This is a genomic window from Priestia sp. P5_B4 (assembly GCF_056400385.1).
Map to the genome: position 1 here is coordinate 1 of NZ_JBFULJ010000675.1, position 2,099 is coordinate 2,099.

A 2,099-nucleotide genomic window follows, 5' to 3' on the forward strand; every position below is an offset into this window, starting at 1 on the left:
AGGCTATTCTTCTCACTTCAAACCCCTAAAAGGAAGAGTGGTGACCGTTTATCGTGGAGGACCTGAATCTAAAACAGGTTATTTGGTTGACGTGCAATCAGATTATTTAATCTTAGCAGTGGAAAGCAACAATAACAATAATAACAATAATGGTGAAAATAACAACCAAAACAACCAAAACAACCAAAATAATAATCAACAAGAATATACACTTGTATATTATCACTTAGCGCATGTAAAAAGTATCACTGAAGATACTATGTCAAATTCGGCACAAACGTTTACTGGAATTAGCGCAGAATTAGAATTATATCGAGGAAAAACTTTTGCTACAACTTTATCATTGATGAAAACTAAATATGTGCAGGTTAACCAAGGTGGACCTGAGAAAAAAGCAGGTCAGCTTCTTGATGTCTTAGGTTCATTTGAATCTGCTTATATAGTATTACTCACAGAGGACGACGGTGTCGTCTATATTAATACTGAACACGTTAAGAGTGTGAGTGAATATCAAAACAACAATGGAGATCAAACTAGTCAATCTGCAAATGAACTCTTAGTGAGCCAAGAACCAGAATATATGAAATCCAAAAGCTTTAACGATCTTTTTGCCCACCTTTCTCATAAATGGGTATCAATCAATAATGGAGGACCTGAAGCTGTAGAGGGCGTGTTAGTACAAAGCCGAAATGGTACATTTACACTTGTGCAGAATAATCAAGTATTACGCTTACAGCCAAGACACGTTAAAACCATTTGTGTGGGAGCAAAAGGGGCTTTTAAGCAAAACGATAACAATCAAAATAATGAAGAAACAGAAGAAAATGGAGAGGCTGAAGCTGCGAAGTCTACAGAAGAACGTACAGGAAGCCGCACGGGTGGACGCACAGACGATCGCTCTCGAGGACGCCGCACGGGTGGACGCACAGACGATCGCTCTCGAGGACGCCGTACGGGTTCACGCTCTTCAGCACCGGCCGAGAAAGTTATTAAAACGAAAAATTATCGTTGGAAAGCATGATGAAATGGAACATAAAAGGTGCTTATAAAGCACCTTTTCTAACATATAGGAAAAAGGAGGAGAATGAGTATGAGTATGAATCATTATATCAATAAAATTGTGGAGTTGGATATTTCAGGTAAAACGACATTTGTTGGAAGACTTATTGATCTTGGATTAGATATTATGGTTTTGTATAATGGACATGATTATTTGTATATTCCTCTTTTACACATGCATCGTTTGCGGGAAGTATCGGAAGAAGACTATACGGTTTTACGTGAAATAGAAGAGAATTTGATAGAAGAAAGTCAGCGGATTTCTTATCGTAATATTTTACAGCAGGCAAAAGGGAAATTTATTGAAATTTATGTAACGGGAGGGAAATCATTGCATGGCTATATCACATCCGTGCTGAATGATTATCTTGTGTTTTATTCTCCAGTGTATAAAAATGTCTTTGTTTCTCTGCATCATTTGAAATGGCTTACCCCTTACAGTAATGAGTTAACCCCTTATTCTTTAAGTGACAAAGAGCTCCCCGTAAGGCCCGCCTCTGCACCTTTTGTCAGAAACTTTGAAGAGCAGCTTAAAAAATATGAAAATCAGCTGGTCGTATTAGATTTAGGGGATCAATCAGAAAAGATTGGCGTACTTAAAGAAGTTTCTAATAATATTGTTGAACTAATTACGGCAAATGGAGAAAGTATGTATTGGAAGTTAGCTCACGTAAAATCTGTACACTTGCCTTAAAAAAAGAGACCTCGCTTTCGTCTCTTTTTTTATGTGTTTATCAGGACAAGGATATTGAATAAACAAATGAGACGATTTAAATTTTTTAGAAAATTATGTTGACAATATAGAAAATCTTTATTAAAGTTATTAACAACAAAACGTTAACCACCAACAATTATATAGAACTCTTATCCAGAGTGGCGGAGGGACTGGCCCTGCGATGCCCGGCAACCATCAAATGAAACATTCATTTGAACGGTGCTAATTCCTGTGGAACATCAGTATTGTTCTAACAGATGAGAGAAATCGTGTATAAACGAACACTCTTCCATCTGCGAAGAGTGTTTTTTATTTTGAGTTAAGG

General features: G+C 36.9%; 2 protein-coding genes and 1 riboswitch. Both genes read left to right on the forward strand.

What is annotated here, in order from left to right:
* On the forward strand, positions 1 to 1,021 hold a 1,021-nt coding region (locus AC1DRF_RS24550), incomplete at its 5' end, for a spore coat protein (protein WP_477741924.1).
* A gap of 69 nt (positions 1,022 to 1,090) precedes the next feature.
* Positions 1,091 to 1,753, forward strand: coding sequence for a hypothetical protein (locus tag AC1DRF_RS24555; RefSeq protein WP_014460954.1), 663 nt, complete (start codon positions 1,091 to 1,093; stop codon positions 1,751 to 1,753).
* Positions 1,754 to 1,920: 167 nt separating this feature from the next.
* A riboswitch (SAM riboswitch) is annotated at positions 1,921 to 2,038 on the forward strand.
* Positions 2,039 to 2,099 lie beyond the last annotated feature (61 nt).